Source organism: Methylobacterium symbioticum (assembly GCF_902141845.1).
Taxonomy (GTDB): Bacteria; Pseudomonadota; Alphaproteobacteria; order Rhizobiales; family Beijerinckiaceae; genus Methylobacterium; species Methylobacterium symbioticum.
The window spans coordinates 55,321-79,099 of the sequence record NZ_CABFPH010000013.1; the positions used below are offsets into that span (position 1 = coordinate 55,321).

The 23,779-nt window shown below is 68.7% G+C and carries 19 protein-coding genes; 11 read left to right on the forward strand and 8 right to left on the reverse strand.

Annotation, left to right across the window (positions count from 1 at the left end):
- The first annotated feature begins 169 nt into the window (after positions 1–169).
- From MET9862_RS07030 to MET9862_RS07040, 3 genes are all read left to right on the forward strand, one after another.
- Positions 170–421 (forward strand): flagellar protein, encoded by a 252-nt coding sequence (locus tag MET9862_RS07030; protein ID WP_142582394.1) that lies wholly within the window; start codon positions 170–172, stop codon positions 419–421.
- Positions 422–426: 5 nt separating this feature from the next.
- Positions 427–681 carry a PilZ domain-containing protein gene (locus tag MET9862_RS07035; protein WP_244612606.1) on the forward strand — a complete coding sequence of 85 codons (255 nt, stop codon included), beginning with the start codon at positions 427–429 and terminating at the stop codon, positions 679–681.
- A gap of 106 nt (positions 682–787) precedes the next feature.
- Positions 788–1,033, forward strand: coding sequence for a PilZ domain-containing protein (locus tag MET9862_RS07040; protein ID WP_142582395.1), 246 nt, complete (start codon positions 788–790; stop codon positions 1,031–1,033).
- A 131-nt stretch (positions 1,034–1,164) separates the two neighbouring features.
- On the opposite strand, the gene MET9862_RS07045 is transcribed toward MET9862_RS07040, so the two are convergent.
- The gene (locus MET9862_RS07045) at positions 1,165–2,244 is read right to left on the reverse strand and encodes an acyltransferase family protein (protein WP_142582396.1); all 1,080 of its coding nucleotides are present in this window, start codon (positions 2,242–2,244) and stop codon (positions 1,165–1,167) included.
- A 103-nt stretch (positions 2,245–2,347) separates the two neighbouring features.
- Positions 2,348–2,719, reverse strand: a complete 372-nt coding sequence (locus MET9862_RS07050) for a restriction endonuclease (protein WP_142582397.1) — start codon at positions 2,717–2,719, stop codon at positions 2,348–2,350.
- 217 nt (positions 2,720–2,936) lie between these two features.
- Between MET9862_RS07050 and MET9862_RS07055 the strand changes: the two genes are divergently transcribed.
- Both MET9862_RS07055 and MET9862_RS07060 read left to right on the forward strand, forming a co-directional pair.
- On the forward strand, positions 2,937–5,132 hold the full coding sequence (locus MET9862_RS07055; protein ID WP_142582398.1) for a transglycosylase domain-containing protein: 2,196 nt from the start codon (positions 2,937–2,939) through the stop codon (positions 5,130–5,132).
- Between the two features lie 351 nt (positions 5,133–5,483).
- On the forward strand, positions 5,484–6,326 hold the full coding sequence (locus MET9862_RS07060; protein WP_142582399.1) for an outer membrane protein: 843 nt from the start codon (positions 5,484–5,486) through the stop codon (positions 6,324–6,326).
- Between the two features lie 267 nt (positions 6,327–6,593).
- Here MET9862_RS07060 and MET9862_RS07065 read toward each other — a convergent pair whose 3' ends face one another.
- The 3 genes from MET9862_RS07065 to MET9862_RS07075 all read right to left on the reverse strand — a co-directional run bounded on the left by MET9862_RS07065 (position 6,594) and on the right by MET9862_RS07075 (position 12,682).
- Positions 6,594–7,631 (reverse strand): helix-turn-helix domain-containing protein, encoded by a 1,038-nt coding sequence (locus MET9862_RS07065; RefSeq protein ID WP_142582400.1) that lies wholly within the window; start codon positions 7,629–7,631, stop codon positions 6,594–6,596.
- Between the two features lie 1,200 nt (positions 7,632–8,831).
- Positions 8,832–11,027, reverse strand: a complete 2,196-nt coding sequence (locus MET9862_RS07070) for a TonB-dependent receptor (protein WP_244612607.1) — start codon at positions 11,025–11,027, stop codon at positions 8,832–8,834.
- Positions 11,028–11,497: 470 nt separating this feature from the next.
- Positions 11,498–12,682: an amidinotransferase gene (locus MET9862_RS07075; RefSeq protein ID WP_142582401.1), complete on the reverse strand. Its 1,185-nt coding sequence runs from the start codon at positions 12,680–12,682 to the stop codon at positions 11,498–11,500.
- Between the two features lie 208 nt (positions 12,683–12,890).
- Here MET9862_RS07075 and MET9862_RS07080 point away from each other — a divergent pair, with 208 nt between their 5' ends.
- From MET9862_RS07080 to hpnK, 5 genes are all read left to right on the forward strand, one after another.
- Positions 12,891–14,003 carry a flippase-like domain-containing protein gene (locus MET9862_RS07080; protein ID WP_142582402.1) on the forward strand — a complete coding sequence of 371 codons (1,113 nt, stop codon included), beginning with the start codon at positions 12,891–12,893 and terminating at the stop codon, positions 14,001–14,003.
- Positions 13,994–14,590, forward strand: a complete 597-nt coding sequence (locus MET9862_RS07085; protein ID WP_142582403.1) for an MlaC/ttg2D family ABC transporter substrate-binding protein — start codon at positions 13,994–13,996, stop codon at positions 14,588–14,590. Before MET9862_RS07080 ends, MET9862_RS07085 begins: the two co-directional genes overlap by 10 nt.
- Before the next feature lie 70 nt (positions 14,591–14,660).
- Entirely contained in the window at positions 14,661–15,854 is a 1,194-nt protein-coding gene (gene hpnI / locus MET9862_RS07090) for a bacteriohopanetetrol glucosamine biosynthesis glycosyltransferase HpnI (RefSeq protein WP_142582404.1), read from the forward strand.
- 61 nt (positions 15,855–15,915) lie between these two features.
- The gene (gene hpnJ, locus MET9862_RS07095; protein WP_142582405.1) at positions 15,916–17,349 is read left to right on the forward strand and encodes a hopanoid biosynthesis associated radical SAM protein HpnJ; all 1,434 of its coding nucleotides are present in this window, start codon (positions 15,916–15,918) and stop codon (positions 17,347–17,349) included.
- A 129-nt stretch (positions 17,350–17,478) separates the two neighbouring features.
- Positions 17,479–18,321, forward strand: coding sequence for a hopanoid biosynthesis-associated protein HpnK (gene hpnK / locus MET9862_RS07100; RefSeq protein ID WP_142582406.1), 843 nt, complete (start codon positions 17,479–17,481; stop codon positions 18,319–18,321).
- A 10-nt stretch (positions 18,322–18,331) separates the two neighbouring features.
- Here hpnK and MET9862_RS07105 read toward each other — a convergent pair whose 3' ends face one another.
- The 3 genes from MET9862_RS07105 to hpnN are packed head-to-tail and all read right to left on the reverse strand — an operon-like array spanning position 18,332 to position 21,680.
- Positions 18,332–18,658, reverse strand: coding sequence for a type II toxin-antitoxin system VapC family toxin (locus MET9862_RS07105; RefSeq protein WP_244612608.1), 327 nt, complete (start codon positions 18,656–18,658; stop codon positions 18,332–18,334).
- A gap of 60 nt (positions 18,659–18,718) precedes the next feature.
- Positions 18,719–18,982 (reverse strand): type II toxin-antitoxin system Phd/YefM family antitoxin, encoded by a 264-nt coding sequence (locus MET9862_RS07110; RefSeq protein WP_142582407.1) that lies wholly within the window; start codon positions 18,980–18,982, stop codon positions 18,719–18,721.
- A gap of 43 nt (positions 18,983–19,025) precedes the next feature.
- Entirely contained in the window at positions 19,026–21,680 is a 2,655-nt protein-coding gene (hpnN, locus tag MET9862_RS07115; RefSeq protein WP_142582408.1) for a hopanoid transporter HpnN, read from the reverse strand.
- Positions 21,681–22,428: 748 nt separating this feature from the next.
- Between hpnN and hpnH the strand changes: the two genes are divergently transcribed.
- On the forward strand, positions 22,429–23,592 hold the full coding sequence (gene hpnH, locus MET9862_RS07120; RefSeq protein ID WP_142582409.1) for an adenosyl-hopene transferase HpnH: 1,164 nt from the start codon (positions 22,429–22,431) through the stop codon (positions 23,590–23,592).
- The last annotated feature ends 187 nt before the right edge of the window (positions 23,593–23,779 follow it).

Here is a 23,779-nt window from a genome sequence, read left to right on the forward strand (position 1 = left end):
GTGGGTCGGGTGACGGATCGCACAGGCCCGCCGCACTGATCGCGCGTGCCGCCGGCAAATTGCACGCAAAAGCTGTCCATTCGATCGAATGCAATCGAATGGACGAACGAGCCGTTCAGGCGCGTCACGCACGATGGTACGCGGCCGAGGTATCATGAGGTCCATTGCCATGCAGATCGCAGCCAGCGGCATGGCCGGCGCCAATCTCCGCCTGACGGCCGCCTCGGAGCAGGTCGCCCGGATCGACGCGGGACCGAGCGGAACAGGTCTTCCCGACGAGCGCGGCCTGCCGGAGGCCACGATCCTCGACCTATCGCCGACGGCAATCGGCCTGGTCGAGGCCGGGTCCGGCCGCGAAGTGAATACGATTGTGGCGCGTGCCGCCGACGAGACAACCCGCCTCCTCGACATGAAGGCCTGACAGCCGTGATTCAAGACCGCCGCGCCGCCCCCCGCCAGCGCCTCGACGAGAACGGGCTCATCACCGTCGATGAACACACGTCGATACCGTGTCTGATCTACGACCTCTCGGAACTCGGCGTCCGCCTCGTCTCACTCGACGCGGGCACCGTGCCCGATACCTTCATCCTCGCCGCGAGCCGGCTTCCCGAGGTCCGGGTCTGCGAGATCGTCTGGCGCACGCAGGAGGAGATCGGGGCCCGGTTCGCGGCCACCCCATGACGCCGATACCGGGCCTGCGCAGGAGACCGGTGCACTCCAGCCTCCGCCCCGATAGCGTCCCGGGCAACCTGATGTAACGTGTCACCGGCAGGAGACCGGTGATTCGATGTCCGACGGCCGCAGGACGAGTCCGCGCAGCAACGCTTTCATCTTCGGACACCTGCATCCGGAGACTGACGACGCGGCCATCGAGTGCATGATCTGGGACATCTCGCCGGAGGGCGCAATGATCGAAGTGCCCGACCAGAACGCCGTTCCGGACCGCTTCGGTCTGACCGTTCCCGGAGAGGACACCGCGCGGACGGCTACGGTGATGTGGCGCGCGGGGCGGCGCCTCGGCCTCCGCTTCTGATCGAGTGTGAGAGTGGGGTCGCGACGCCCGCCTCGCGGATCTGGGCATCCGTTCGGCACAAGCACGTCTGAAACCGCACCGCCCCGGAGACCTGATCCTATCCGCCGGGATCGGGCACGGCCCTGCCGCGCTCAGGCTGTCTCCAGCGCGGCGCGGCGCGCCTTCGGCGCGTCGGCGATATGGAGCCAGCGCGGTCGCCGGAACAGGAAGTCGAGCCAGGTCCCGCGGATCACCCGCTCGAAGGCCAGGGGCACCAGCAGGGCGACCAGGGTCACCACGAGGCAGGCGACACCGATATCCGTGATGAGGCCCGTCTTCACCAGGATGATCCGGGTCGCGGCCATCGGCAGAAAGAAGCCGAGATAGATCACGATCGAGCGGGCGCCGCAGGCGCGAAGCGCCTCTGTCAGCGGGCCGCCGGCCCGGACGAGGAGGCTTGCGCTCGCAACGATGGCGAGCGCGCCCGCGCTGCCGATCAGAAGGCCGACGACCGGCAGGCTCGCGAGCGTCGGATAGCCGGGGAGGCCGGACGGGCTCATCGCGAGCCAGCCGTTGACCACGGCCCAAACGGCGAGCCCCGCCAGCGCCGCCCCCGGACGGCGCCCCACCGTGGCCGCAAGGCGAAAGATCGGGCCGGCGAAGAGGTAGCCGCCGACGAAATAGACGTACCGGGCGCAGAACTCCTCGATGAGATAGGAGTCCGTCGAGATCGGCACGATCTGCAGGAGCGCCGCACCAGCAAGCAGCGCGGCGGGCGGCAGGCGCCGGAGCAGCTTCGTCACCACGGAGAAGACCGCCAGCATGTAGATGAACCACAGGGTCGAGTAGGGCTCGATCAGCCCCTCGGCCAGATGGGCGAGGAAGGCCGCCGGACCGCCGTTCTGCGCGACCTCGCTGTATTTGGCGACCGACTGGATCACCAGCCAGAGCAGGTAGAAATAGGCGAAGTGCACGACGCGCCGGTCGGCGAACAGGCGCCAGTCCCGATCGATCACCCGCCCGAGGAACAGGCCGGAGAGCAGGAAGAAATCCGGGATCCGGAAGGGCTTGGCGAAGGTGACGACCGCGCCGAGGAAGCCCTCGCCGCCCATCGCCTCCTGCGTGCCGAGGGTGGAGTGCATCATCACGACCAGGATGATGCAGAGGCCCTTGGCGGTATCGACCCAATCGAGACGCCCCGCGTCCCGGCCCTGTCCCGCGAGATCCGTCACGATGCCACCTGTCCGCAGAATCTCGCAGACTCTGGCACGGCACCGGTAAAGACGCGGCTAAGCCTCGCATGCTGGTTGTATCGATCGGCACCCGCATCGGGGCCTACCGCTCGCGCCGCGCGCCCCGGCGGTCGCGCGTCATCCGCGTGGCGGCGTGGAAGTCGTCGGGCTTGGTGCGGACCCAGTCGCGGAAGCGCGCGATCTCCGGATCGGCACGCAGCGCAGCGATGTCGGCGAGGCGCCGGGCGATCTCCGCCTCGCTGTAGCGGGCATGGATCGCGGAATGGCAGATCTGGTGCAGGCGCACCGTGCCGCGATGCGTGCCTCTCTTCAGCTTCGGCGTGAGGTGATGCAGGCTGGAACGCGCGTGACACGGGATCGGCCGGTCGCAGAGCGCGCAGATCTCTGCCTCGGGACGCTGCGGCCCCTGCGTCGCCGGATCGTCGTCGCGCCACCGTCGCTCGCGCCTGCCCAAGCCGTCTCCTCCTGCCCTGGCATTTAGGGCGCACCGGCCGCCGGTCCCGGCATCTGTTAAGATCCGGTAACCGGCCGGATCCCTCGTGCGGAGCCCGGTTAACACCCCTTAAACCCGCCGCATTTACGGTGCGGAAGCGGCGTGGGGGAGCCGGCGCCGCCTCAGGGCCGCACCGACGCCCCTGCCGATACGAGAGCCGCAGGACCAGACGAAACGCATGGCGCAGGGACGCGGACGGGATCGCCGGAGCGAGCCGAACTTCGACGTGCCGGAAGGCCGCGTCGCGGCGCCCGGCGCGCTCGACCTGCGGCTGTCGCGCCAGGATCGCGCAGGAGGCGGCGTGGCGGAGACAGGCGCGAAGCGGGGCGCAGTCGCATCGGGACGCAAGGCATCGGGCGGGCGCCGCGCACCGGCGCGCAAGGCGGCGAAGCGGCGCGGCTCGTTCCTCGGCCGCATGGCCTACGGCGTGCTGGTTCTCGGCCTCTGGGGCCTCATCGGCATCGCCGGTCTCGTGGCCTATCACGCCTCGCAACTGCCCCCGATCGACCAGCTCAGCGTGCCCAAGCGGCCGCCGAACATCGCGATCCTGGCCAGCGACGGGTCGCTGCTCGCCAATCGCGGCGAGACCGGCGGCCGCGTGGTCTCGATCAAGGAGCTGCCGCCCTACCTGCCGCGCGCCTTCGTGGCGATCGAGGACCGGCGTTTCTACAGCCATTTCGGCGTCGATCCGGTCGGCATCGCCCGCGCGATCGGCCAGAACCTGACCCGGCGCGGCGTCGCGCAGGGCGGCTCGACCCTGACGCAGCAGCTCGCCAAAAACCTGTTCCTGACCCCAGAGCGCTCGGCCTCGCGCAAGATCCAGGAAGCGATCCTGGCGCTCTGGCTCGAGCACAAATACACCAAAGACGAGATCCTCGAACTCTACCTCAACCGGGTCTATTTCGGCGCGGGCGCCTATGGCGTCGAGGCGGCGGCGCAGCGCTATTTCGGCAAGCCCGCCAAGAGCGTGAGCCTCGCCGAGGCGGCCATGCTCGGCGGATTGGTCCAGGCCCCCTCGCGGCTCGCCCCGAACCGCAACCTGCCCGCCGCGCAGGCACGCGCCGCTCAGGTGCTGGCCGCGATGCAGGAGCTCGGCTTCGTGCCCGCGCAGGACGTGAAGGTGGCGCTGGCGCAAGCCGCGCGGCCGGCGAGCAGCCGCGGCGGCGGCTCGGCCAACTACGTGGCCGACCTCGTGATGGACGTGCTCGACGACTTCGTCGGCAAGTTCGAGAGCGACATCGTGGTGCAGACCACGGTGGATACCGGCCTCCAGGCCGCCGCCGAGAAAGCACTGGTGGACGAGCTGAACCGCCAGGGCACCCGCTACAACGTTCACCAGGGCGCGCTGGTCTCGATGAAGCCGGACGGGGCGATCCGCGCGCTGATCGGCGGCCGCGACTATGCTCAGAGCCAGTTCAACCGTGCGACCACGGCCAAACGCCAGCCCGGCTCCGCGTTCAAGCCCTTCGTCTACCTCGCCGCGATCGAGCGGGGCGCGACGCCCGACACGGTGCGCGAGGATGCGCCGATCAAGATCGGCTCCTGGCAGCCGGAGAACTACTCGCACCGCTACGAGGGCGCCGTCACCCTGCGGACCGCGCTCGCGCTCTCGCTCAACACCGTGGCGGTGCGCCTCGGCCAGGAGGTCGGCCCGAAGGCGGTGGTCCAGACCGCGCAGCGCCTCGGCATCTCCTCGGCCCTCCAAGCGAACGGCTCGATCGCGCTCGGCACCTCCGAGGTGACGCCGCTGGAGATGGTCGGCGCCTACGGCGCCTTCGCCAATGGCGGCATCGGCGTGATCCCCTACGTCGTCGCCTCGGTGAAGAGCACCGACGGCAAGGTGCTGTACAAGCGCGGCGAGGGCGGCCTCGGCCGGGTCATCGACCCGAACGCGGTCGGAATGATGAACGCCATGATGCACGAGACCTTCGTCATCGGCACCGCCAAGAAGGGCGACATTCCGGGCTGGGACCTCGCTGGCAAGACCGGCACCAGCCAGGATTTCCGCGACGCCTGGTTCATCGGCTATTCGGGCAGCCTCGTCACCGGGGTCTGGCTCGGCAACGACGACGGCGAGCCGACCAAGAAGGCATCCGGCGGCAACCTGCCGGTGGACATCTGGAAGACCTACATGACCACGGCGCTGAAGGGCCAGACCCCGGTGCCGCTGCCCGGCCTCAACCGCTGGCGCAAGGCGCCGGAGACCACCGCCTCCGTGGCGGCGGCGGGCGGCCCCGGCGAGATCTTGGGCCAGATCTTCGGCACCGCGCCCCAGGCGGCCCCACAGCCGCAGGCACCCGCGCCGCGCCGCAGGCAGGCGGAGCCGCAGCAGGACCGCAACTTCTTCGAGAAGCTGTTCGGCATCGGGGAGTGAGGGCGGGCCGGGCACTTCCCGGGATCGCTGGATAGGCCCAGGCTCATCACGGCCGGGCCTCGTCGCACCGGATCGAGGTCTTTCTCCGGAGCAGGCCGATCGATCGGCCGTTCCTTCGATCGTCCGCACCATCCTGCCGAGTCATCGTCCTTGTTCCCGCGCGATCGAAGGGCGCGAATGCTGCCCCGTCGCCCGGAAGGATCGGCATTGTAGCGGCCAATATCGGGCGCGTCTCAATCTAAGGCCGATCCGTCCCGAACGGCCGCCCCCGAGAGCCTCGTGGCACCGGCGCTACAGACTCGTACATTGAACACCGGCATTGGACCCAGGCCGATAAACTGAGTTCAGGCCATGAAGAACATCGCACTCGCCTCCACAATCCTCGCGTCCCTGGCATCGGGCTCTGTGCTCGCCGCCGACCTGCCGCGTCGCGCCTCTCCGCCGGTCTTCACGCCGGTTCCGGTCTTCACCTGGACGGGTTTCTACATCGGCGGCAATGCCGGCTACGCCTTCACCACCCGCGAGAGCCGCAACCGCAACGCCGCCTTTCTGATCAACGATGCCGATATCGGCACGGTCGGTGGCACCTTCGGCTTCAACAACCGCGGCCAGAACGGCTTCTCGGGCGGTCTGCAGGTCGGCGCCAACTACCAGTTCACCCCTGGCAGCGGCTTCGTCGTCGGCGTCGAGGCCGATGCCCAGTATCTTGATGCCGGGCGTCGCCGCTCGGGAGTCGTGGCCGGTCCCGGCACCGTGCTGAACCCGAACGCGGTCTTCTTCGATCCGCGCGCCACGGCCGGGCTCGAATATTTCGGCACCGTCCGCGGCCGCCTCGGCTACGCCTTCGACCGTACCCTCGTCTACGCCACCGGCGGCTATGCCTATGGCGGCGGCAGCGAGAAGCGCTTCTTCGGCGCCACCGACAATGCCCAGATGCGCACCGGCTGGGCTGCGGGCGCGGGCCTGGAATACGCGCTCCCGACCGAGTCCTTCCTGAACTTCTTCCGCGCCTCGGCGGTGACGATGAAGGTCGAGGGCCTCTACGTGAACCTCCAGCGGAACAAGGGTCTCGCACTGCTGGCCGTGAACACGGTCACCGGCGACGTCTTCCTCCGCACGCCGGATCGCCGTTCCCTCGGCGACGACTTCGCCGTCATCCGCGCCGGCATCAATTACAAGTTCGGATCCTACTGAGCACGCGCCGGCTGGATGGCGCCGTCATCCAGCCGGGCCTGCGGTCTCGATCACGAGTTCGGAGACGGATCGATCGGGCGTGAAGGCTCGGTTCCCGCTCCGCGCCGCTCCTCAGCAGGGAGCGGCGAAGCTCGGCTCAAGCGTCCCCAGCTCCGATCACCTGGCCGCCCGAGCCGACGACACCCCAGGCCTGTGCCTGGGGTGTTCGCGTTCGCATCACGCCGAACGAAGCCGGGTCGCACGGCCTCGTTCGTTGGACAGTGCGGATCACAGATTGTCGATCCAACTCCTCAGCACGGAGATCCCGGCACGCTCACCGCCGATCCCGAGTTGATAGGATGTCGTCTCGCTCGGGACGAAGCCGAAGCGGCGGCGGAAGGCGCGCTGGAACGTCTTCTCGTCGGAGAAGCCGACCGTGTAGGCGAGTTGAGCGACCCGCCTCGGCCCCGCCGCGTCGCCCCGCACCAGAATGCGCATCGCGCGCATCAGGCGCCGGTCGCGGATATAGGCGAGCACGCCGCCGGTCTCGCCGAAGAGAGGGTAGAGCGCGGAGCGCGACATGCCGGCCCGGGCGGCGATCACCGCCGGGGTCAGACCGGGCTCGTGCAGATCGCGCTCGATCAGGCGGCGAACGCGGATGCGCGCGTCGAGATTCTGGACGCCCGTCCCCGTCGTGCGCCCGCTCAGATAGGTGCCGCAGAGCTGGATGATCGCGCGCGCCGCGGAGGCGGCCTCCTGCTGATGCAGCAGGTCGCCGCAGGCGACGACGTTCGCGAGAAAGGCGTGCAGCAATCGCCCGAACGGATCGCCGTCGTGATCGAGGATCCGGGCATGGAGTCCTTCGAGCCGGCATCCCTGATCTTCGAGGAGGGCGCGCGGAATCACCAGATTCGTCGCGTCCACAGGGGCCGCCACGATACGAACCGGCCGAGCGAGGTCGAAGACGACACAATCCGTCTCCCGGGCCGCCAAAGTCCCGCCGTCTCCCTCGATCAGGCTGTGTCCCTGCCGGTAGAACTGCAGCAGGATGTGGTCGAGACCCTGCTGCTGGACCATCGTCTGCGTCCGCTCCAGGGTATGAGCCGGCGCGATCACATCTCCGACGAGCAGCTCCCCGAGATGATAGGAGCGCATCGCGATCGGGACCGACAGATCGGTGTCGGACCGGAAGCTGACCTGGAAGAAGGGAGCGATGTGCTCGCGCCATGCAGAACCCAGCTGCGCGCGATCCTCGGGGACATCGAAGCGGTGGCACAGAACCACCGCCTGGTCGCGCCGGATCGGGTCGGTATCGTTGGCTCGCATGGCTGTTCTGTCTACGGATGCGCACCATTCTTTGAGCGCAAAATCTTGAAATAAATCCTAAGATAATCCTCTGTCCGCCCGTCGAAACCGACACGGTCCCTCCATCGCCGAACCTGCGCGCCGCGAGGCGCGCGCGCCTTAGCGCCCGCTCGAATGGTTTGCAACGATCCCCGCCCAACGCGAAAAGCCCGCACCGGCGGTCGCCAATGCGGGCTGGAGGAGAACGTGAGTCCGGGTGCCGCGACGCGGCGCGGGAGACGAACCGCAACGTCTTCGAGACGCTGTTCGGCATCGGGGAGTGAGGGCGGGCCGGGGTCGCATGCGGCCTCCACGCGGTTTCGGCTCCGCGCGTCTTGCTGACGCCGGAGGCTTGGCTGGAGGGAGACGCGGGACGCCGCGGAACCCAAATTGTCTGCGTACGGATACCGAGCTCCCCGGCGTCCCGCGGACGAGGGGGCGGGGATCCGCCGGCCTCGTCCGTCTATGCGTCGCGGTCTCTTGCTCACCTGCATCGACCCCGATCGTGGCGGACTGCGTAGCGCCGTTGCCCGGCTCGCCCAGCCTCACCCCGGCAGACTTGAAGCGTCGTGCACCGGACCTCGTATTGGGCCCGGCATCGGTTCCAACGACCTGTGCAGGCCGGACTATCGGGGCTGTCCCGTTGTTGATCCGGGCTGGCGCCGAGAACGGCCCTGTGTCGCGCAGAGGCGCCCGGGGCGCCGGCTGACCGGCCGGCGACGCGGGAACCGCCGCGCTGTCCTGGCACGGGCCGTGGTCATGCGGCCCGGGCTCCCTGCGCGCGGCGCGGCGGGTTGCAGGACCCGTCGCGCCGCGGGACAGCGCGTGGCCGGGATGTACGTGTTTTGTTCTCGCGTGTCAAGCTTTTTGTCTCAAAGAAGGTCTTTTCGCCCTGCCGCCGCGCTCTCCCTCTCCCCTCTGCGGGGGAGGGTGCCGAACGGAGTGAGGCGGGAGAGGGGAACCCGGCGTCCGACACGGGCCCAGCGTCGATGCCGAACGCGATCCTGTACCGTCGCACCCCTCTCCCGACCCGCTTCGCGGGCCACCCTCACCCGCAGAGGGGGGAGGGAGGGCGCGGTTCCAGCTCTCCATCGGTGTCCGGATCAGGCGCGGGTCCCCTCTCCCGACCGCGAGAGGGGACCTAGGGTGGTCCCTATGGGTGCCCGGAAGCGCCGACGAGGCTCAGAAGTCCATCGAGGCCGAGAGCAGGAAGGTCCGTGGGGTGCCCTGGCTCAGGATACCGCGGCCGGTCGAGGCCCAGTAATTATTGCCCGTCACGTTGACCACGTTCGCCCGCAGGGTCAGCGGCCGGTCCTGGAACGTGGTGGCATAGCGCAGCCCGACATCGAGCGTCGCCCAGTCGGGGATCTTCTGGCTATTGGCGAGGTCGTAGTACTGGGCGGCTGTGTAGATCACCCGGCCCGTCAGGGTCAGACCCGGGACGAGGCCCGGCGGCAGGTCGTACTCCCCGTAGAGGTTGAGCTGCACGTCCGGCACGCCGACGGCGACCCGGCCGAGGTTGCGCGGATCCTGCGCCTGCACTTGCACGCCGTCGAGCAGGCTCACGCCGCCGAGCAGGCGGATGCCCGGCACCGGCTCGCCGAACACGGTGAGCTCGACGCCGCTGTTGCGCTGGCGTCCATCCACGGAGAACACCAGTGTGCGGGCATCGAGGAAGCCGAAGGGCTGCTCGATCTCGAAAGCGGCGAAGCCGATGCCGACGCTGCCGAAATCGTATTTCGCGCCGACCTCGGTCTGGCGTGAGACGGCGGCCGGGAAAGCCGCGTTGGCGTTGACGGCATTCACCGGCGGGGCCGGCGAGGTCAGGCCCTCGATGTAGTTGGCGTAGAGGGAGAGCCGCTCCCAGGGCTTCACGACGAGGCCGACGCCCGGCGAGAAGGCACCGCTCTCGCTCGACCCGGTGCGGAAGCCGGTGACGGCGTTGTAGCTGTTCACGTCGAGGCTCTGCCAGCGACCGCCGACGGTGAGGAGCACCCGGTCGTCGAGGATCGACAGGGTGTCGGCGACGGCGATGCTGCGGTTGATCCGGCTCGAGGTGCGCGGCGTCGCGTTCGACAGGCCGATGGTGGAGCGCGGCGCGACAGAGACCGGATTATAGAGATTCGACACGATGGTCGCGCCAACAGTCTGCGCCGGAGGCTGGGCGAGATCCTGCCAGAACCCGACCGCGGCGAGGCCGAAGCTGTGCTTGACCGGGCCGGTCTCGACCGTGCCGCGCAGGCCGGCCTCGGCGGTCTGGTTGACGATGTGGAACGGCAGGTAGCTGATCGGGTCGCGGTAATCGCCGCGCGTGTTGAAGATCGTCAGGACTCCGCCAAAATATTCCTGCCGGAAGTTCGAGCGGCCGTAAGCGCCGTAGACGGTCAGGTCCGGGGTCAGGTCGTACTCGACCCGCGTGGCGAGCTGCTGGTTGGCGCTGTCCCTGTACTCCCAGGGCTGCTGCTGGTTCAGGCTCAGGTCCGGGGCCCGCGGAATGCGCACGCCGGCCGCCACGTTGCGGTTGCGCAGGGGCGACGTGAAATCGAGCTCCTGATAGCCGAGATCGAGGCTCGCCCGCAGGCGCTCGCCGCGATAGTCGAGCGCGAGCGCGGCGACGCCGAGATGCAGGCTCTGGTTGTCGATCGGCGTGTGGCCGTTGTTGAAGGCGCCGTTGAAGCGGATGCCCCATTCCTTGGCGTCGCCGAAGCGGCGGCTGATATCGACCGCCTTGTAGACCTGGGCGTCGGAACCGTAGCCGAGGGTGACGCGGTTGAGCGGCTCCTCGCCCGCCCGCTTCGGGATCAGGTTGATGAGGCCGCCGATATTGCCGAAGGGGGGCACGCCCGACAGCAGCGTCGAGGGCCCGCGCAGCACCTCGACGCGCTCGATCGGCTCGATGGCCGGGTTGAAGGCGTCGGCCACCCCGAACAGGCCGTTGAAGGCCATGTCCTGGGCGAAGACCGGGAAGCCGCGGATGAAGAAACCCAGGATGCCCGAGAAGGCCGGCACGTTGGTGCGGATCGAGGGGTCGTTGTTGACCACGTCCTGCACGTTGCGCGCCTGCTGGTCGCGGATCAGCGTCTCCGTGTAGCTGGTCGCGCTGAACGGCTGGTCGAATACGTTGCGGTTGCCGAGCAGGCCGAGCCGTGAGCCCGAGCCGACCACGCCGCCCGGATAGGCGGCCGGCGGCGGACCGACGATGCGGTTGGGGACCGGCGCGGCCCGCCCGCCACCGCGCGCCTCCACGGAGAGCTCGTCGAGGCGGACCTCGTCCTGCGCGGCGGCGGGCCCGGCGCCGAGGGCGCCCAACAGGGCGAGGCAGACGGTGATCTCGCGACGCTGATCGAACCCGATCCGACACGGCTTGTAACGCGGCATAGGCACACAATCCCTGAGGCATCCGACATCACCGGCGTCGATGCAGCCGGAATACCGGTCGATCGCCCCTATTCGGCATCGACCCCGCATCGCAATGCGATTTCCGTCTCAGGATCACTTGGTTTTGCTGTTGTTGCTCCGATTTTTCATTGTCTCATTAGACCAGTTTGAAGATTTGGAGCAGTGTTCCGATGCGCTTGCCTGCTCCGAACCGGTTGCCATCGTGACTGACGGCGACCGGGTCCCGCGGGCAGGGCCGATCCGCGCCGGACGCGCCGCCAAGCCGCGCTCCGGCCGGGTCTCATCATGTCCGAGCAGTCATTCCCGCCGCACGCAAAAAAACCCGCACCGGCGGAGACCGGTGCGGGCTGGCGCGATACGCTCAGGCCGGACAATCCCGGCATGCGCTCGATCCGCGATCGAGAGACGAACGCGCCGATCCGGTTCAAGCAACCGGATCGGATCTGCCCCTAGAAGTACGACTTCAGCGTGCCGCGGCGGCGCACGTCGAGGGTGGCGCAGTGGAAGGAGCCGCCGAACGGGCCATAGGACAGGAACGGCGCCGGGATCGGGTCGAAGCCCCAGTCCTTCAGGGCCTTGATCAGCGTCGGCTGGCTCTGGTCGACGACGATCTTCTTCTCGTCGATGGCGAGAACGTTGATCGAGGTCCAGGGCGAGCACATCGAGATCTTGCTCATGAAGCCCGTGACGGGGTCGGGGCGCGGGGCGATCAGAACGTCCCATTTCTTGAGCACGGCCGGGAGCTTCTCGACATCGATGTAGTCGGGATTGACCAGCACCTTGCCCGGCGCCAGCGGCATGAACGAGGAGTCGATATGCATCGGCTGCGGGCAGCGGCTCTCGATCTCGTGGATGCGGAAGCCGGGGCCGAGATGGCGGCGCAGCCACTCGATGCCCATCAGGTTGGTCACGTTCGAGCGGGTCACGAACAGGTCGCGGCCGCAGCGCACGAAATCGGCCGCGTCGAAGACCGGCTCGAACTCGTTGACCGTGAACTGCATGGGCTCGCCGGCCTTCAGGTTCGGCACCCGGTAATCGTAGTTGTACAGGTCGTCGATCAATTGAGGGCGCGGCGCCGAAGTCCAGCGCGCACCATTGCGAAAATACTCCTTGAACAGGCCGCGGTAGGCGTCGCCCTCGAAATAGCGCGAGCGCCAGCACATCGGGCTCTCGATAATCTCGTCGCCGATGACGAGATAGGGATCGCGCGGGCAGGCGACGCAGAAGCCGCGCGACGACCAGCGCGGCGCCTTGTACTTCTTCGAGAAATCGATCGAATCCGGGCGGCGGACCTTCACGCCCTCGCCGGCGAGGATCTTGATGAAGTTGTCGAGCTCGGCCTGGGCGAGCTTCTTCATGAAGTTCGGGTACTTCCAGCCGCTGGCGAAGCGGTAGAAGGGCTGCGCCGCCCGCGGCAGGTTGAAGATCACGGTCAGGTGGTGGGTCGGGATGGTCGCGCCGTCGAGCGAGCCGACGATGACCTCCTCCAGCGGGTCCCACTCGTTCCAGGCCATGACCGGCGATTGCGGGGCCGGCACGCCCGGTCCTCCCTCGCGGCCAGCCCCGTACCCGGCGGCGTGCGACGCGTCGTCGAGCACGGCCTCACCGGCCGTGATGGGTGATTCGCGGTCCATCCTTCAGTCCCCTTGGTCGCGGTCTTTTGCGGTCGTTGGCCGTAGGCGAAAAGGCCGGTGCCGCTTTGGCGCGCACTGTGTCTCTCGGGTGATAGACATTGCCGGCCATTGCTGCAACTTGGCGCTGTCTCCTCAACCGCGGCGGTCTTTTTCGGTCGGAAACGCGGCGAGATTCCAGCAACAAGCCACGACGAGCTTGCAGAAGACCATGAAGCGTCTGACGACCCTGGCCCTGATCGTGGGTCTCTGCACGGTGGTCGGCCTGTTCCTGTCCTCCGGGCTGGAAGACGTGGCCGCTGCGGTGGTGAGCGCCGGCTGGGGCGCGCTGATCGTCGTGCTCGCGCGCGCCGTCGCGGTCGCCTGGGCCGGCCTCGGCTGGTTCGTGATCTTTCCCGCGTCGGCGCGCCCGAGCCTGCCCGCCTGCATCAACCTCCGCTTCATCCGCGAGGGCATCAACACGCTGCTGCCGGTCGCCACCGTCGGCGGCGACTTCGTGGGCGCGCGGCTGCTCACCCGCCGCGGCGTCTCCGGCGGCCTCGCCGGCGCCAGCATGTTCGTCGACCTGATGACGCAGGCGCTGACGCAGCTCCTGTTCACCGTGGCCGGCCTCGGCCTGCTGGTCTGGCTCTCGGGCGACGGGCCGATCGTGCGCACCGTGGCCGGCGGCCTCGCCGTGGCGACGCCGGCGCTGGCGGCCTTCTACCTGATCCAGCGCCGCGCCGGCCACCGCATCGTCCAGGCGCTGCTCTCGCGCTTCGCCTCGGGCCGCGAGTGGCGCGCGCTCGGCGCCGTGGACGTGCTCTTCGACAACCTGCGCCGGCTCTACGGCAACCCGGCCCGGGTCGGCGCCGGCATCCTGGTCCACCTCGTCGGCTGGGTGATCGGCACCTGCGAGGTCTATGTCTGCCTCCATTTCATGGGCTATCCGGTCAGCTTCGCCGAGGCTTTGGTGATCGAGAGCCTCGCCCAGGCGGTCCGCGGCGCGGCCTTCGCGGTGCCGGGCGCGCTCGGTGCCCAGGAGGGCGGCCTGATCGCGCTCTGCGCCCTGTTCGGCATCCCGGCCGAGGCGGCGCTCGCCCTGTCGCTGGTCAAGCGCCTCGCCGACGTTCTGGTCGGCGTGCCCGGGCTGATCCTCTGGCACCGCGCCGAGCGCGCGGAGGCCGCCGAGGAGACCGACGAGGCGCGCGGGCGCCGGCTCGGCAAGCGCCTGAGCCCCGTCCTGCAGCCGGCGACGCTCGGCCCCTTCTACAGCTACGCACCGCCGCGCATGCCCGCCGCGCGGCACACCGACAGCGAGGGAGACCTCAAGAAGTGCGCCTGATCCGTCTCGGCCTGCTCGCGCTCGCCCTGGTCGCCGGCCCGGCGCGCGCCGCCGACGAGCCCGCGCTCGCGACCGTCCGCAAGGTCTATGCGCGCTTCGAGGAGACCGTGCGCGGCGGCGTGCCGCCGCTGCCGGAGCGCGTCGCCGCGGTCGGCCCGGTGCTCGAGGAGACCTTCGACTTCCCCGCGATGGTGAAGCTCGCGGTCGGCCAGCCCTGGGCCGGCTTCACGCCGGAGCAGCAGGCGGCCATCACCGAGGCGTTCCGGCGCAACTTCATCACCACCTACGCCAACCGCCTGAAGCAGGCGGCGGGCGGCAAGTTCGAGGTGCAGAGCGCCGAGCCGCGCAACGGCGGCAGCCTCGTCCAGACCCGCGTCACCACCCCCGACGGCGACGAATCGCAGATCGACTTCGTGCTGAGCGCCGAGAACAAGGTGACCGACGTGTTGCTCAACGGCAACGTCAGCGAGGTCGCGGGCCAGCGCACCAGCTTCAGCCAGCCTCTGAAGGCTGGCGGCGCGGACGGGCTGCTGACATTCCTGCGCCAGCGTACCGAAGGCATGTTGGCGGCCAAACCGACGCCTTGAACGCCGGGCATCACGCGCCCCTCACGCCGCGTCCGCGGCCGTCGCATTCCCCAGACCGAGCGATTCCCCGATGACCTTCTGGGACATGACCTGGCTCTCGCCGATCCTTCTGCTCATCGCGGTGGTCGGCTGCGTCTACGGTCTCACCGCCGCCTACCTCGCCGGCCGTTTCGCGGCGGCCGCGCCCGCGCGCCTGCCGGCGGACGCGGCGCGTCCCTCCGTCACCGTCCTGAAGCCGCTCTGCGGGCTCGAGCCGAACCTCTACGAGAACCTCGAAAGCTTCTGCCGCCAGGATTATGCCGGCCCGGTCCAGATCGTCTTCGGCATCCAGAGCGCGGCCGATCCGGCCATCGACGTCGTCGAGCGCCTGCGCGCGGCCCATCCGTCCCTGCGCATCGATCTGGTGATCGACGCTCGCCAGCACGGCTCGAACCGCAAGGTCTCGAACCTGATCAACATGGCCGAGCGCATCGCCCACGCGGTGGTGGTGCTCGCCGACAGCGACATGGTGGTGCGGCCCGACTATCTGGAGCGCGTGGTCGCCGCCCTGTCGCAGCCCGGCGTGACCGGCGTGACCTGTCTCTATCACGGCGTCCCCGCCAATCGCAGCGTCTACGCCCATCTCTCGGCGCTCGCCATCGACGTGCAGTTCCTGCCCAACGTCGTGATGGGCGTGGGCCTCGGACTGGCCAAGCCCTGCTTCGGATCGACCATCGCCTTCACCGCCGAATCGCTGAAGGCCATCGGCGGCTTCCACCGCATCCGCAACGACCTCGCCGACGATTACGAGCTCGGCGCCGCACTTCGGGGCCTCGGCGGCCGCGTCGCGATCCCGAACTTCTCGATCGGGCATACCTGCGTCGACACCGAGATCCGCGGGTTGTGGCGCCACGAGCTGCGCTGGAACCGCACCATCCGCAACGTCGATCCGGCCGGCTATGCCGGCTCCGTCGTCACCCACGCCTTCCCCGTGGCCCTGATCGGCGCGCTGCTGCCGGGCGCCGGCACCGCCGCGCTCGCGGTGGCGGCGCTGGCGCTCGCCTGCCGCATCGTCCTCTGCCTGCGCCTCGAACGGGCCTTCGGCCTCGAGTCGCACCCCTACTGGCTGTTGCCGATCCGCGACATCCTCTCCTTCGCGAACTTCTCCTGGGGGTTCGTATCCGGGGCGGTGACATGGAAAGGTCACGATTATCGCGTGGTTGCGGACGGTACGCTGATCCCGGAAGCGCAGCTCAGCAAGGATGCTGAGGCGCCGACCGCCTGATCAGATCTGCTGTTTCCCGCCCGCTCATCGCAACCAGCATTGCACTGAGGCCTTGAACCCCATGCGCACGCTCTTCCTCCAGGCCCCCACTTTCGATGGTTTCGATGGCGGCGCCGGCTCCCGCTACCAGGCCAAGCGTGAGATCAAGTCGTTCTGGTACCCGACCTGGCTGGCCCAGCCCGCCGCCCTGGTGCCGAACTCGAAGCTGATCGACGCGCCGCCGCACAACATCAAGCTGCCGGAGATCGTGGCCCAGGCCAACGACTTCGATCTGGTCGTGCTGCACACCTCGGTCCCGTCCTTCAAGTCCGACGTGAAGACCATCGAGGCCCTCAAGAAGGCCAACCCGAAGCTCATCGCCGGTCTGATCGGCGCCAAGGTGGCGGTGGACGCCGCCGGCGCGATGGAACAGGCCCCGGTGGTCGATTTCTGCGCCCGCAACGAGTTCGACTTCACCGTCAAGGAAGTCGCCGAGGGCGTGCCCATGGCGGAGATCAAGGGCCTCTCCTACCGCAACGCCGACGGTGTCGTGATCCATAACGAGGATCGCGAGATCATGACGGACATGGACCAGCTGCCCTTCGTCACGAGCGTGTACAAGCGCGATCTCGAGATGGAGAAGTACTTCATCGGGTACCTCAAGCACCCCTACATCTCGTTCTATTCCGGCCGTGGCTGCAAGAGCCGCTGCACCTTCTGCCTCTGGCCGCAGACGGTCGGCGGCCACACCTACCGCACCCGCTCGGTCGCGCACGTGATCGAAGAGATCAAGTACTGCATGAAGGAGTTCCCGCAGACGAAGGAGTTCTTCTTCGACGACGACACCTTCACCGACAACCTGCCCCGCGCCGAGGAGATCGCCCGCGAACTCGGCAAGCTTGGCGTCACCTGGTCCTGCAACGCCAAGGCCAACGTGCCGCGCGAGACCCTGAAGGTGCTCAAGGACAACGGCCTGCGCCTGCTGCTGGTCGGCTACGAGTCCGGCAATCAGAAGATCCTGAACAACATCAAGAAGGGCATGCGCGTCGAGGTCGCCGAGAAGTTCACCAAGGATTGCCACGACCTCGGCATCGCCATCCACGGCACCTTCATCGTCGGCCTGCCGGGCGAGACGAAGGAGACGATCCAGGAGACGATCGCCTTCGCCAAGCGCATCAACCCGCACACGATCCAGGTCTCCCTGGCCGCGCCCTATCCGGGCACCTTCCTCTACAAGCAGGCGGTCGAGAACGGCTGGCTCGACGTGGAGAATGCCGAGCTCGTCGACGAGAACGGCGTGCAGATCGCGCCGCTGCACTACCCGCACCTGTCGCATTCCGAGATCTTCGCAGCGGTTGAGGAGTTCTACAAGAAGTTCTACTTCCGCGCCCCGAAGATCGCCTCCATCGTCAGCGAGATGGTCCGCTCGCCCGACATGATGAAGCGCCGTCTGCGCGAGGGCGTCGAATTCTGGCACTTCCTCCGGGAGCGTCAGGGCGTCTCCAAGGCCGCCTGAGCCTGAGCCGCGAAACCTCTTCAAAGACCGATCACGGCCGGGCGAGAGCCCGGCCGTTCTCGTTCGAGGGCTCCGCCCTCGACCCGCGCGAGGGCGGAGCCCTCTCGACACCCGGATCAGGAGCATTCCGTGAAGCGGCTCGTCGTCACGGCGGATGATTTCGGCCTCAGCCCGGAGGTGAACGAGGCCGTCGAGCAGGCGCATCGTGACGGCATCCTCACCGCGGCGAGCCTGATGGTGTCTGCGTCCGCCGCCGCCGATGCCGTGGCGCGGGCGCGCCGCCTGCCGTCGCTGCGCGTCGGGCTGCATCTCGTCCTCGTCGAGGCCTGGCCGACGCTGCCCGCCGCCGAGCTGCCGGACCTCACCGACGCGCAGGGGCTGATGCGGCGCGACATGGAGCGCCTCGGACTCGACCTCGCCCTGAAGCCCGCGGCGCGGCGGCAGCTCGCGGCGGAGATCCGGGCCCAGTTCGAGGCCTACCGCGCGACCGGGCTGCCACTGGACCACGTCAACGCGCACAAGCACTTCCACATCCACCCGCTGATCGCCGGGGCGGTCCTGCGGATCGGGCGCGATTTCGGCATGCGGGCGCTGCGGGTGCCGCGCGAGCCGCGCGAGATCCTGCGTCGCGCCGAGCCCGGTGCCGCCCCGCGCGCCGCCCTCGACACCGCCCCCTGGGCCGCACTCCTGGCGGTGCGGGCGCGGCAGGCCGGGCTTCTGATCCCCGACCGGACGCTCGGCCTCGCCTGGTCCGGCGCCATGACGCCGCGCCGCGTGGCGGCGCTCCTCACCCATCTGCCGGACGGGCTCACCGAGCTCTACACCCACCCGGCCACCGCTGGCGGCTTCCCGGGCGAGGCGCCGGGCTACGCCTACGCGGCCGAACGCGACGCGCTGATCGATCCGGCGGCGCGGGCGACCGTGGTGCGCGCAGGCACGCGGTGCGGCGGGTTCTCGGATTTTCTCAGGTAGGCCCGAGACCTCAGGCCAGACGCCACGTCTGCGGGTGATCGCGCAGGGCTCTATCGAGGGTCACAAGAGAGAAGCCTTCCACCCGGCATTGCGCGAGCAGCATGCGATCGAACGGATCGCGTGTCGGCGGCAGCGGATCCACGCTCGCCAGGGCGTGAGACGTGGTCACGGGCAGAAACGTGATGCCCATCGCCTCGTAGAACTGAGGAAGACTCCCGAGTGGCAGGCCTGGGTCGAGCTTTCCCAAGCGTGTCTTGATCGCGATCTCCCATAGGCTCGCGACGCTCGCCCAGAGATCGGCGTCATCCCGCCGGATCAGGCGATCCGGCTTCCGCACTCACCTCCGGCAACCGATCCAGGGCCAGCGCCAGCAGAAGGTGGCTGTCGAGAAGCAGCCTCATGCTTCAGGCAGCGGCCGGATCAGGAAATCCTCCGGGAGGGGATCATCGAAATCCGATGCGATGAAGCCGGGACGACGCACGATGCCTGCTGCCCGCAGGAAGGCTTCCCCAGCCTCAAAGTCGATCCCCCCGCGACGACGCGGCACAAGGTCTGCCACCGGCTTGCCGTCGCGGGTCACGACAATGGTCTCGCCGTGCTCCATCCGAAGCGTCAGGGCGGAGAGGTCCAGATCCGCGTCGTTGAGGTCGATCGAGTCCATGCCGGCAGGGTAGGGCGGCCCAACCCCGCCGCCCAGATTGGAGCTACTTCACCGGCACCGCCTCCGCCTGACGGGCGGAGATCAGCGGGTCCTTGGCCGCGGCGTCGCCCTCCGGCCGGTCCTCGTCCGGCTGCACCGGGGGCGGGCCGAGGAAGGCCGGCACCACGAAGAAGGCGGCCACCAGGGTGAAGAACAGCGAGAGCGCGAGCAGCTTGCCCATGCTCGCCGTGCCCGGATGGCTCGACAGGACGAGCGAGCCGAAGGCCGTGCCGGTGGTGAGCGCCGAGAAGAAGATCGCCCGGGTCAGGCTCGAGGCCAGCATGTCGACGACGCCCGCCCGCCACGCGATCACGTAGTAGATGTGGAAGGCGACGCCGACCGCGAGCATCAGCGGCAGGGCGATGATGTTGGCGAAGTTGAGCGGCATGCCGATCACGTAGAGCGCCATCAGCGTCCACAGGGTGGCCAGCACCAGCGGCCCGAGCGTCATCGCCACGTCCCAGGGTTTGCGCAGCGCCACCGAGAGGATGATGAAGATGAGCACGAAGGCGGTCACGCCCGCCTGCACGAAGGCCCCGAGGATGGTGTAGCTCGACGCCGTGGTGGCCACCGGCGCGCCCGTGGCGTGCGGGGCCACCGTGCGCACCTCGTTGGCGAAGTTGCGCAGCACCTCGTCGTCGTTCGAATTGCCCTTGGGGTGCAGCTCGATCCGGGCACGCCCGTCGGCCGCGACCCACTCGGCCTTGAGCTGGGGCGGCAGGTTGTCGAGGGTGATCCGCTCCGGATGCAGAAGCTCGCGCAGGCGCTTGAGCAGCGGCCCGAGATCGGTGGTGACGGCCACCGAGGCCGCCTCGCGCTTGGCCACGGGCGCGGCGGCGAGCGCGTCGAGGGTATCGGAGAGCCGCCCCGCGGTCTTGGCGCCGGAGGAATCGCCGGTGGCGATCCCCTTGAGGGCGGCGGCGGCCTCCTTGAGGGCCTTGATGTTGTCGGCGTCGGTCGGCGGCGGCGGCTTGCGGCCCGGATTGAGCACGGGATCGAGCAGCTCGGCCGTCTCGGCCACCATCGCGAGCTTCTTGTCCTGGTCACGCGGCACGAAGGTGTCGATGCTCATGACCTCGGCGACCGAGGGCAGGGCGGCGAGCTTCTTGATGGTCTCCGGCACCGCCGCGACGCTCGGAGCGAGCACGTCGATCACGTTCGGGCTGGTGGCCGGATCCTTGATGAGGTCGAGATAGGTGGCGATCGATTCGACCTTCGGGCTGCGCAGGTGCATCGGGTTCGAATCGAAGGGCAGCTTCCAGAGAAGCGGCGCGCCCGCCAGCGTGATCAGGCCGACGCCGATCAGCACCGCCTTGCGGTGCGCGAGGATCCAGGGATCGACCCCGGCCATCCAGGAGGTCCGCACGGCCTCCTTCTCGCCCTTCGGCTGGAACACCGCGATGAGCGCGGGCAGCAGGGTCAGCGCGAACAGGTAGGCCACGATCATGCCGGCGCCGGCGATCAGGCCGAGCTCGGACACGCCGCGGAAGGCGGTCGGCAGGAAGGCGAAGAAGCCGGCGATCAGCGAGACGGCGGCCAGCGTCAGCGACCAGCCGACGCCGCGTGCGGCGGCGCGGATCGCCGCCTCCAGGCTCGGCTGCTCGTAGCGGTCGGCCCGGTAGCGCACCGCGAACTGGATGCCGAAATCGATGCCGAGCCCGACGAACAGGGCGGCGAAGGCCACCGAGATCGGGTTCAGCTCGCCCACCATGACGAGGCCCAGCGCCGCCGTCACCACGAGGCCGGCGAAGGTGGTGATGATCACCGCGACGACGAGCGGCGCCGAGCGCAGGGCCAGCCACAGGAACAGCACGATGGCGCCGACCGTGACCGCGTTGTTGAGGAAGGCGTCGTCGGAGAGCGTCGCGAACTCGTCGTCGGCCACGGCGACCGGCCCGGTCAGGCGCATGGTCAGGCCGTATTCCGGCGTGATCTTCAGGTCCTTGGCGACGTTCCGGATCAGCTTGGTGGCGGTGTAGCCCGGCTGGAGCGCGTTGAAGTCCAGGACCGGCTTGATCATCACGAACTTGCGCAGGTCCGTGGACTTGGTCTCGCCGCCGGAGAGCAGGAGCTGCCAGGACAGGCGCGCCGGCTCGCCCTTCAGCACCTTCCCCAGGGTCGCGTCGATCTGACCCATGGGCTTGTCGAGGTCTTCGAGCTTGGCGTCGCCGCTCTTCACGCCGCGGGCGCCGAGCGAGAGCACGCGCATCACGCCGCGCAGCGACGGGTCGGAGGCCAGCGGCCCGAGCAGGCCCTGCTGCTGCACCAGCTGCTCGGTGGTCTTCTGCAGCTCGGCCTCGGACATCAGGAGCAGGCCGTTCCGGTCGTAGAACGGGCCGCCATCGGGCCGGTAGACGGTCTCGATCAGGTTCTTGTGAACGGCAAGCGCCTTGGTGAGCGCGCTCGCGGCCTCCTCGGCCTGCTCGGGCGTCTTGCCGTCGATCACGGCGACGACCGTGTTGGTCCGCTGCGGGAAGGCCTTCTCGTACTCGATCTCGTCCTGGCGCCAGGATTCCTTCGGGTCGATCAGGCGCTCGACATCGGTGTTGATCCGGAACAGGTGGGCGGCGAGGCCGCCGCTCGCGGCCGTCAGCAGCGCGATCAGGGCGATGACGATCCAGCGGTGCCGGACGGAGGACGCGACGAGTCGTTCGATCACGAGTATCCTGCCTACCTGGGACGCATCCCGGAGCGCGACGCGCCGGGGGCCCCTCTCTACGATGCGCCGCCCGTCACGGCCGATCCCGGTCTGCGGTCACGGTTTCGAGACGCACGGGGCGAACCGGATGTTCCCGGACGCCGAATTCCCACGCCCCGTCCGGATCGGAAGCGGGCACGCGGTCCGCCCGGCTCGAGGCACGCCCGCGGTCGGGTCCTCCGACGCAACGCCCGGCCAGCCAAGAAGTCTCCCTCCGACCCCGCCGGCGCGTCGGGTATTCCGGGAGCGGCGCCGGGATCCGGGCACGCGGGCACCGGCCGCGACGGGACCTGTCGCAAGCCCTGCGCTCAGTAATGGCGCCGCGCCGCGATTGCAAACCGCGCGCGGATTGTCGGGCTCGTCGGCCGGGCTTCCGGCTCGATTGTCCACGGCTCAGTTTGCACTGCGGTAGAGGCCTGTGCGATAAGGCACAGCACCGCGCGCGCTGGCGACGCTTCGCTTCACCCGGTCGCATTGCCGACGCATTCGCCGGTTCTGTCGCGCGCAATGTTCCGCCACAGCCCTGCCGGGAGCGGGCGCGGCGGAGGCTCGGTTGTGGCTCCGTTGCGTCATGTGAGAATTCCGTGACGCGTCGAGGGCCGAACAGGGCGCTTTCGAGATTCGTTCCAAGCTAGAGCGCTGGAACCGGACACGTTTTCGCGTTAAGCAGCCCCGCTGAGCCGGGGCCAACAGAACAAGGAGCCGCAACTTGGGCATTCCCCTCCGGTACGTCGCAAAGATCGGCGGCTACATCCTCAAGCAGCATCTGACGGGTCGCAAGCGCTACCCGCTGGTGATGATGATGGAGCCCCTGTTCCGCTGCAACCTCGCCTGCGCCGGCTGCGGCAAGATCGATTACCCGGACGAGATCCTCAACAAGCGGCTCCCGGTGAACGAGGCGCTCGAATCGGTGCGCGAGTGCGGCGCGCCGGTGGTGGTGATCGCGGGCGGCGAGCCGCTGCTGCACAAGGATCTGCCGCAGATCGTCGAGGGCATCATCGCGCAGAAGAAGTTCGCGATCGTGTGCACGAACGCGCTGCTCCTTGAGAAGAAGATCAAGGAATACAAGCCGAGCCCGTACTTCACCTGGTCGATCCATCTCGACGGCGACAAGGAGATGCACGATCAGTCGGTCTGCCAGCGCGGCGTCTATGACAAGGCCGTCGCGGCGATCAAGAAGGCCAAGGAGATGGGCTTCCGGGTCACCATCAACTGCACCTTCTTCAACAATTCCTCGGCCGACAAGATCGCCGACTTCTTCGATTCGGTGACCCGCATGGGCATCGACGGCATCACGGTCTCGCCGGGCTACGCCTACGAGCGCGCCCCCGACCAGCAGCACTTCCTCAACCGCAAGGCCACGAAGGACCTGTTCCGCGGCGTGTTCCGCCACGGCAAGGAGAAGGGCCGCGAGAAGTGGACCTTCCAGCAGTCGGGCCTGTTCCTCGACTTCCTGGCCGGCAACCAGTCCTACCATTGCACCCCGTGGGGCAACCCGACCCGCACCGTGTTCGGCTGGCAGAAGCCCTGCTACCTGCTCGGCGAGGGCTATGCGGCGACCTTCAAGGAGCTGATGGAGACCACCGACTGGGACGCCTACGGCACCGGCAACTACGAGAAGTGCGCCGACTGCATGGTCCATTCGGGCTACGAGGCCTCCTCGGTGGTCGATTCGGTGCGCAAGCCCTGGAAGCCGCTGGTCCACGCGATCCGCGGCATCAAGACCGAGGGTGAGATGGCCCCCGAGATCAGCCTCGAGGGTCAGCGTCCGGCCGAGTTCGTGTTCTCGCGCAACGTTGCGCAGAAGCTGTCCGAGATCAAAGCGGCCGGCATCGACACGAAGCAGGAAGCCCGCAAGCGCACCGCCGCCTGATCGCCGGCACAGTGTCTCCACGAGGCCCGCGCGGCTCCAGCCGCGCGGGCCTCGTCGTTTCCGGAGGGTGCCGCCGACCGTTTGTGGCGGATGCGTCACATGGGGATGCGTGGACGGCGCTCAGGCCGGCATTCCTAAGCCCTGACACGCAACCGTCATCGAGCCGCCGCTACCTGCCGCGCGGGCA